The sequence below is a fragment of the Veillonella sp. VA142 genome (genome assembly GCF_003992135.1).
GTDB lineage: Bacteria > Bacillota > Negativicutes > Veillonellales > Veillonellaceae > F0422.
The window spans coordinates 1-8656 of the sequence record NZ_RQVN01000036.1; the positions used below are offsets into that span (position 1 = coordinate 1).

An 8656-nucleotide genomic window follows, 5' to 3' on the forward strand; every position below is an offset into this window, starting at 1 on the left:
TATACCAATGAAAAGGGTCCTTCGGGACCCTTTTGCCTATTAAAAATATAAAAAATAGAGGAAAGTTGATACTTTTTGATCAACTTTCCTCTATTTTATTTGTGGGCTATTTTGTTACAGCCCCTTTTTGTGTGTTATTCATTAAATCTTTAGCTACGCTTATTGTACCACTTATAGCTTATAATTTCAACGATTTTTCTCCATATATTCTCATAAAGTCTGATGACGTTTGTATTTAGCAATAAACTGTGCTATACTTATCCTATAGAAAAGAAGAGCTACCAACGTGTTCAGGGCGTTAGGCTCATCTCAAAAAGCTAAAATAGAGATTGCCTAACGTGTTAAGGTGTGTAAGACCTTATGCGTTAGGCTTTTTCATTGTCTATTTGAATAGATCAATGAGTTGTACTATTAATTTTAGAACTAAAATCAAGACATCGATTTTCCTAAATTTTTTCATAGTACCACCTCCTCCCACAATAGGAAGAGATGAGCCCAACATCACATTAGTGACACTTCTATGTCCTCATTATATCATATTTTTACAAATCGTTGATGACATTTGATGCCAATTTCTGTATCTAATTAGGAGTATACAGTTACCAAGCTATCATACTTTCTAATATTAATCTCCTACAGAGGAACGCCATTACGAGTAGTAGCCTTGTGGTGCCCCTTACTACCTAAATTACACAAACCCAAAGAAGAGCACGGCGTGCCCCCGAACAAACATTATGAAATACCGTTTGAGAGGGGTATGCCGTGCTCTTCCCTAACCCTGAGGAACGCCGTTACGAGTAGCAGCCTTGTGGCGTTTCATTATTACCTGAATTACACAAATACAAGAAGAGCACGGCGTGCCCCGAACAAACATTATGAAATACCGTTTGAGAGGGGTATGCCGTGCTCTTCCCTTATTATATTTAGTTACGAACGTCACAGGCTGCATAACATAACAAGTGACGATCTGAAATGTTAACACAACTCTATTGACGCAAGTTAACAATAGATATATAATGTAGTCATTATGATGTAGTCATTAAAATCAAATGGAAATTACGAGGTGTAATTATGGAAACTGTATCAAAATCTATTTCCTATGAAACAATCATAGCATACGCACAAAAAGTATTAGATGGTGGCGAGATCACTCGTGAAGAAGCAGAACAACTGATCCACACATCTGATGAAGACACTATGATTCTGTTAGCTATGGCTGACAAAATCCGTCAAAAATTCAATGACGATACAGTAGACCTATGTGCCATCGTGAACGCCCGTTCCGGTAAATGCCCAGAAAATTGCAAATTCTGTGCCCAATCCGCCCATCATGACACTGGAGTTACTGTGTATCCTTTCATGGAAGAAGATGAAATCGTAAACGCCGCAAAAAAAGCGAAAGAGGCTGGTGCTATCCGCTTCTCCATCGTAACAAGTGGCCGTAACACAAACAACCCAAAAGAGTTCGAGCAAATCTTGAGTGCTCTCACTCGTATTCGCAAAGAAACTGGATTAGAAATTTGCTGTTCCCTCGGTCTTTTAACCTATGAACAAGCAGTGCAATTAAAGGAAATTGGTGTCACACGTTACCATTCTAATATCGAAACAGCACCAAGCCATTTCCCAGATATTTGTACAACACACTCTTATGAAGATAAAATGTCTACTATTGCCAACGCTCAAAAAGCAGGTATCCGTGTTTGTTCTGGCGGTATCTTAGGTCTGAACGAAACGAAAGAGCAACGTGTAGAAATGGCATTCGAATTAAAACGTTTAGGTGTAGATTCTATTCCATTGAATATCTTAAATCCAATCAAAAATACTCCATTTGAAAACAATAAACCAATTCCTCCATTGGAAATTCTTCGTACCTTTGCCGTGTTCCGCTTCGTATTACCAGGTGCGTTAATCCGTACTGCTGGCGGTCGTGAGGTTAACCTTCGCGACTTACAAGCCTACGCCTTAAAAGGTGGATTGAATGGCATCATGGTAGGTGGCTATTTAACCACAGAAGGCCGTTCTCCATTAGATGACCTACAAATGATTGAAGACTTACATTTGTCACTAAACACAGTACAAGAAGCGTAACTATAAACCTATATATGTAACAACGAAACTTTTTCATTACCTATATGTCTCAATTAGAGAGCTGCAACCATATAGAACTTTCAAACGAAAACAGGGGACCCGATTCCATCGAATCTGGGTCCCCTGTTTTTAAAACTATTTACAACACTAGATAATTCCAAATCCACGCAATACTGGCTCATACACATAATACAAGAACAACCAAGTCCCCAATCCTGCGACGCCACCCACGAGGGCGCCGTTAATGCGGATCCAAGCGAGGTCTTCTTCCACCTTACTTTCAATAAAATGGATGAACCGTTCTGTACTTAAACTGTGCAGCACTTCACGGATGATGATGCCGATAAACCCATGGCTCTTGGATGCAATGTGTAGCATAATATGAGTCAATGCTTCTTCTAACCGTTCCACCATACCCGGCTCTTCACAGTATTGATTCCACAACTCTTGAAAGCTCGATTCCAACGCAATGGCCATTGGCGACGTCCCATCCGCAGATACCATACCTTCACGAATCCGTGGGCACACGTACGCCTCTAACATGAGCTCCCAATCCTGCACATCAATCCACTGTTGGATGGCATCATCCAAGGTCTTTGTGATACTTCGGTTCGACGCCATGTGTTGCAAGGGCCCCACCCATTGGTGCAACCATACGAGACGCTCCGTGCTGTTCGGCTGTTTCCAGCGCTCCAACATTTGATGTACTTCTTCAATAATAGCACGCGCCATTTCATGAACATTCACGATGTCCAACCCCTCTGATAATCCAATGAGCATGGCAGATACTATATCTTTCTTGCGCTTTTCGATTTCTTCCTCGATAACAGATTCTAACCATTGTTGTGCTTTTGCCGTATACAGAGCTCTCTGTAGATAGTCGATACCTCGAATGACCACACTTTCATAGCGATTGTGTTCACACACATGTAGTAAAGTCTGTTGCATAGGACCGATAAACGATTGGTTATGCAAAAATTTCCGTAACCGTTGTGCACCCCATTGGGCCCACTCCCGATCACTACGACGTTCCCACAACTCAGACAGTACCGTGGCAATCCCTTGGCGCACCGTATTTCGTCCTACATCACTGCGGATATATTGATCTACAAAGGGCACAAACTGTACCCGTTCAATGGTACTTTTACATTGATCATAGGTGAGCAGCTTCGTATTCACCATGCGGATAATCCCCTCAATGAGACGATTCTTATTCCGTGGAATCAGCTCCGTATGAAAGGACACACCCAAAGGTTTCCTAAATAAAGCAGTCACCGCAAACCAGTCTGCTACGCTGCCGATGAGGGCAGATTGGACAAACCAATACAATCCATCATACCAAGGAGCCGTGATATACCATTGACCCCACCACACAAAAGCGAACAGCACCGCCATGGTAATCAGCAAGCGGTTCGCATAGGTTGTATAGGGATTCCTGTTAGTTTCTATAACACGAGGGCTCATAGGATCCCTCCTTTCAGCAAGGTCAATCCATAGAAGAGACCGCCTAAAATAGCACCTACTAAGGACCCATTGATGCGTATCATCTGCAAATCATAGCCCAATTTAGATTGTAATATGCGGGTAATTTCCTCCGGTGTGAATCGATTCATCTCGCGCACGACGATGTGTTCAATCCAAGGGCGTACGTAATTTAAGACATGCAACAATTGGAATAAAATAAACCGCTCTGCCTTGCGACCTTTTACAGCATTCGTTTCCAAGCGTTCAAAGAAATGGTACAATTCCGCTTCTCCTTGCTCCACATACCGTGCCAAGTCCAACGTATCTTCCAACACATAGCCGTCTTCGATGAACTCTCGGAACCAAGCATTCTTTTTATCTTCTAGTTTTTGTTGCCACTGTCCATTCTGTGCAAGTTCATCCACTGCCCATCGAGCCTTCGTGTATACTGCAGATCCCAAGGGCGACTGCAAAGATTCTTGGCTCATCAAATAGGCACAGCCTTTCACCTGTATCATGTGCGTAATGTATTCCGGTGAAAGTGACTCCCCGCCCAATGCAAGCGCTAATTCTCGTAAAAACGAATGGTCTGCATAGCGATTCATCACAGAGGATACTAGCCCTAACAAATAAGGGCGAATCCCTTCCGCCGCTAGCAATCGTTGAAGCATCCGGTTAATGTGTAACCATAGCACCTCAGCTCGTTCTGTCTCTAAGAGCTGACGGCACAAGCTAACCACAAAAGGTGTCACGCGCCAAGACTCCACACCGTTCTTGATGTGCCCTAGCAATTGCTCTTGCAGTAAATTTTCTTTCACATGGGGTAATACATGGTCTTTCAGTTCGTCAAAACACACATGCATATACCCCCGACCAGTGGCACTATTCATAAATGACACTATCCGCTGTGGTACACGTTCCTGTTTCAGCACCTCGTACATGTGAGACACCCGAAGGAGTTCGTCCACCATCATGTGTCGTGCCATTTCCACAAACCGTTCCTTATTCCTAGGGATGAGCGCCGTTTTAAAAGGAATCCCTAAGGGTTTTGTAAACAGCGCCGTCACCGCATACCAGTCAGCTAAACCACCAATCATGGCAGCCCCTGAAATATGCGTGACGAGCCCCCAGAAGGGATCTCTATGAAAGGGATAGGTCACTAAGAATATCATTCCCATTAAGACCAATAGAGAAGTTGCTCCATGTCGTTGTAACCATGGTGTCATTTACTTCACTTCCTCTACCACCGTATCTCCTGGCTCTCTTGGAATCCAACACTGTTGCGTAGGATAGGCTCCTCTAAATTCCTCTGATGGTACCCATACAGGGCCATTGGCATGCATAGGAATAAATAATTTCGTGTTCATCATACCTAACACTTCTAGAGCTCCCCATTCACGAGCTACTTCTAAGCGCGCGTCCACAGGGAACATCATAATATCCACAGACAAACCTGTTAGAGGTGCGAATTCTTTCTCCTTTAACGCTTTTGCCTCTGCAATATTCTCAGGCGTATCTCCAGACCAATGCCACCAGTTTAAATCTCCTGCGTGAAAGATGCGATGCGTACCTGTATCCACTAAGAATGAGCCACCAGCATCCGTGGAACCAAACATGGTGACAGTTAAGCCGTCAGCCTCTAAGGTGTCGCCTACCTTCATAGAATGCAAAGAAAATACTTGTTGTACCACGCCTTCTGTTAGACGTTCCTCTGATATAATCTGGCCTTCCGTAGGCTCAACATTGTTGATTCTTTCTAACAGTAAGCTAGCTTTCTCACTATCTTGCTGACGGGCTAGCATATCCTGTACTTGCTGACAAGCATCTCGCAATGCCGGTACATCTTCATGGTACCAAACACTGTGTATATATGGTAAATATTTGAAAATTGATTTCATATAATGATCATGATGGATATGGGATATAAAGATATGTAACTCGTAACCTTGCTCTACCAATGTATCTACCACATCGGCTGGATCTTTCCAGTAATCAAATATATACGCTTGTTTACCATCTTCGATGACAAACCCGCTATGCTCTAAATAGGTAACTTTCATATTAACTCCTAATTGATAATTTTATTGATTACCTTTATTATAACACAAAAACCCTCCCAAGGTATGTACCTCAGGAGGGTTTTCTTATGAAAGTCTATGACCTTTTGTTGTGGGAAATAGAATCGCCTCTATCATTTGATACCCATGTGAGCCATAAGCATTTTAATTTGTGCTTTCATTTCTTCATTGTCTTGCATTACTTTTTCATAGTTTTCTTTCATGCGTGCATTGTCTGCTTTTACTTGCGCATTATCTGCTTTCACTTGTGCATTTTCAGCCTTAAGAGCAGTTACTTCGTCTTGTAAAATGTAGACGGAAGAAATTGGACCACCTTTGTAGCGTTCAGGAATCATGCTGTCTTCACCACCGAATCGGTATGTAACACCTGCATTCATCATGTTTTCGCCACCGCCAACGCTAATACCTACATTGAACATAGTATCTTCATTAGCATAATGGGCAACCCCTAACGCAAGAGCTTTATTGCCTTTGTAAGCACCAACGCCAGCCATGACTTGCGATTTTTTAAGTGGATCGTAGCTTAATGGGTTCATCGCTGCTAATGCCGCCGCATGAGCACCTGCTTCGTTCACTTTCGCTGTTACAGTATTAGTAACGGCTTGTAATTGACCTACTGTCGCAGCATCCGTTGCTTCTATACCTGGTGATACGTTGGTAATTCTGTTGCCACCGTTGTTTAAACCGTCTTTCGTCAAGCTTACTAATGGTTTGTCATGAGAACCAATGCGTATTCCATTGCTGTCTACAACAGATACAGTTTTAATAATTGGCTGTAATACCTTTGTATCGTCATCTTGTTTAAAGATAACCTTACCATCATCTGCGGTCAATCGTTCTTCATAACGAGTACCTGTTGCTGTTACTTTTGTAACAATAGCTGGCACAGGTTTATTTTCATTATCTACCTGTACTGTTCCATCATTTTTTAAGTTATTAATGATGTATGTAGTACCGGTACCATCTACCACTGTAGAAGAGTTAACGATTGGATTACCGTTACCATCTTTTTGGTAAATGATATTACCCTTGTCGTCCTTTTTAGGAATAGGTTTACCATGATCATCTGATTTTACTAACCCTGTCGCATCTTTTTCAAACTCAGGTACGTACCGATCATACGTAATGGAACCATCAGCCATCTTAACATTTTTTGCCAATTTCACAGTCATCGTAGCTGGTTTACCATCTTTAGCTAGAGCTAATTCAACACCGATGTTGTTATTTGTTAACTCACCAGTTGCACCACCTTGGATAGCCAATGTATCGCCTAAACCAACGTTAGCTTCCAGTGGATTGTCGTTAACTTTTGTATCCGCTGTGAATACACGGCCTTTACTTACACGATCTGCGACGTCTTTCAATTGACCTTGTGTAGCTGCTTTGGAACGTTCTTTAGCTGCTTCAGAATCAGGTTTAGCTTTCACTTCCTCAGCAGAGGCTACTTTCGTAGGATCCCACGTTGTATTACTTAAACCATCTATAGTTCCTGTAGTAATAGATTTTGTAGTAATGGATTCCATACCAGTTAAAGTAGATGCCAATGTAACATTTAATGTATCATCTTTTTTCGCATCCTTCTCAACAGTGATATTGTTAGTGCCCACTAAGTGCAATGTTTCGCCAAGTTTACGATTAACTGTTTCATCCGCCTTGTTACCTGTGAAAGTGATGACTTTATCACCCAATGCTGTCACTTCACCTTTATCGGCTTTGCCTTCTACTGTTTTCGCTAATTGGTCAACAGTCGATTTATCAGCCTTACCTACTACTGTTTTTGCAAGTTCATCAACAGTAGACTTATCTGCTTTACCTTCAAGGTTTTTTTCTATAGTGGCTACTTTGTTTAATTTCGTTTCTGTATCCTCAGACAAGCCAATGATGACTTTACCATTTTCGCCAGTTTCGATATGTAAGCCTGCTTTAGCCGCTGTTGCAGTTGTAGATGTACCATCACCAGTCACAAAATGTAACCCAGTATTCACATTAACTGTTTTACCTGTTTCATTATTCGCTTTATAGCCCAATGTAGTATCTAAATTCTTGATACTTACAGTTGCATTACCGAAGTTAACAGTACCAGGATCCGCTTTTGTAGTAACTGTCCCTGCTGTATCTTTCACTTCTGCTTTACCTGGTGTAACAGTAATCGTATTGGTACCGTTTTTGATGACTAGATTATCTGTACCGTTACCAGAGATACCTTTCATGTCTGTTAACGTATCTGCCAATTTCACCACTAAACCGTTCGCATTTTCTGTAGCGTCTTTTTCCACCCGGATGTTAACACCCTTAGATGTCACTGGATTTGTTTTAGTTGGATCAAAGTTAGTTGCACCTTTTACAGTTAACTCAGTACCTAATGCACGTTTAACTTGTTTTGCATCATCACCTGTGAAAGTCAATGGTTGTGCAGCCAATCCTTTCACTGTATTGATACGAGTATCCAATTTAGAAACCGCTGCGCCTACATTGTTAACAGTATCTGTACCGCCTGCTGCATCATCTTTTGTGATGCTGTATGTAGGGCCTGTTAATGCGCCGTTAGCATCAACACTTGCATTGCCACCAAGAGCTGTTGCCAATTCTTGTTTTGCAGTATACAATTGACCACCAGTCACGGCATCATGAGAGCCATCTGCAATGGTGCCATCTGCGATGTTGGATAATTTCGTACCTGTTGTATTAGCTGCTATTGTAGTCGTGCCATCTGGGTTCACTAGACGAGCTTGTACATCAGTGGCCGCTGTTGGTTTAGTACCTCCCGCTGGAGTAATCACATTACCATCTTTGTCAACTTGATCTGCTTTATAGTAGTTACCATCGTTAGCTTTTACTAAACGATTTCCTTGGCCATCTGTGTACACCACGGTACCAGCTTCGCCGTTACGTAATGCATTCACTTTAGATGTTAAGTCTTTACCATTTAGGCCATCTTGACCTGTTGGGCCTTGTGCACCCATGCCAGCAGCAGTCGTTCCCGAAGCAATACCAGATTTGCCATCACGGCCATCGATACCATTAGC

5 protein-coding genes are annotated in these 8656 nt (G+C 42.1%); 1 reads left to right on the top strand and 4 read right to left on the bottom strand.

What is annotated here, in order from left to right:
* The first annotated feature begins 1071 nt into the window (after positions 1–1071).
* Positions 1072–2088, top strand: coding sequence for a biotin synthase BioB (bioB, locus tag EO117_RS08770; protein WP_126940077.1), 1017 nt, complete (start codon positions 1072–1074; stop codon positions 2086–2088).
* 147 nt (positions 2089–2235) lie between these two features.
* On the opposite strand, the gene EO117_RS08775 is transcribed toward bioB, so the two are convergent.
* From EO117_RS08775 to EO117_RS08790, 4 genes are all read right to left on the bottom strand, one after another.
* Entirely contained in the window at positions 2236–3552 is a 1317-nt protein-coding gene (locus EO117_RS08775; RefSeq protein ID WP_126940078.1) for a DUF445 domain-containing protein, read from the bottom strand.
* Positions 3549–4778 carry a DUF445 family protein gene (locus tag EO117_RS08780; RefSeq protein ID WP_126940079.1) on the bottom strand — a complete coding sequence of 410 codons (1230 nt, stop codon included), beginning with the start codon at positions 4776–4778 and terminating at the stop codon, positions 3549–3551. The genes EO117_RS08775 and EO117_RS08780 overlap by 4 nt, the downstream gene beginning before the upstream one ends.
* Complete coding sequence (locus EO117_RS08785) at positions 4779–5612, bottom strand: MBL fold metallo-hydrolase (RefSeq protein ID WP_126940080.1); 834 nt, start codon at positions 5610–5612, stop codon at positions 4779–4781.
* A 131-nt stretch (positions 5613–5743) separates the two neighbouring features.
* Positions 5744–8656 (bottom strand): YadA-like family protein (locus EO117_RS08790; RefSeq protein WP_206168603.1); only part of this gene is annotated, 2913 nt, incomplete at its 5' end.

Bases quoted from the DNA above. Each gene is read 5' to 3' on its own strand.
- bioB (WP_126940077.1), top strand. From the start codon at position 1,072: ATGGAAACTGTATCAAAATCTATTTCCTATGAAACAATCATAGCATAC.
- EO117_RS08775 (WP_126940078.1), bottom strand. From the start codon at position 3,552: ATGAGCCCTCGTGTTATAGAAACTAACAGGAATCCCTATACAACCTAT.
- EO117_RS08780 (WP_126940079.1), bottom strand. From the start codon at position 4,778: ATGACACCATGGTTACAACGACATGGAGCAACTTCTCTATTGGTCTTA.
- EO117_RS08785 (WP_126940080.1), bottom strand. From the start codon at position 5,612: ATGAAAGTTACCTATTTAGAGCATAGCGGGTTTGTCATCGAAGATGGT.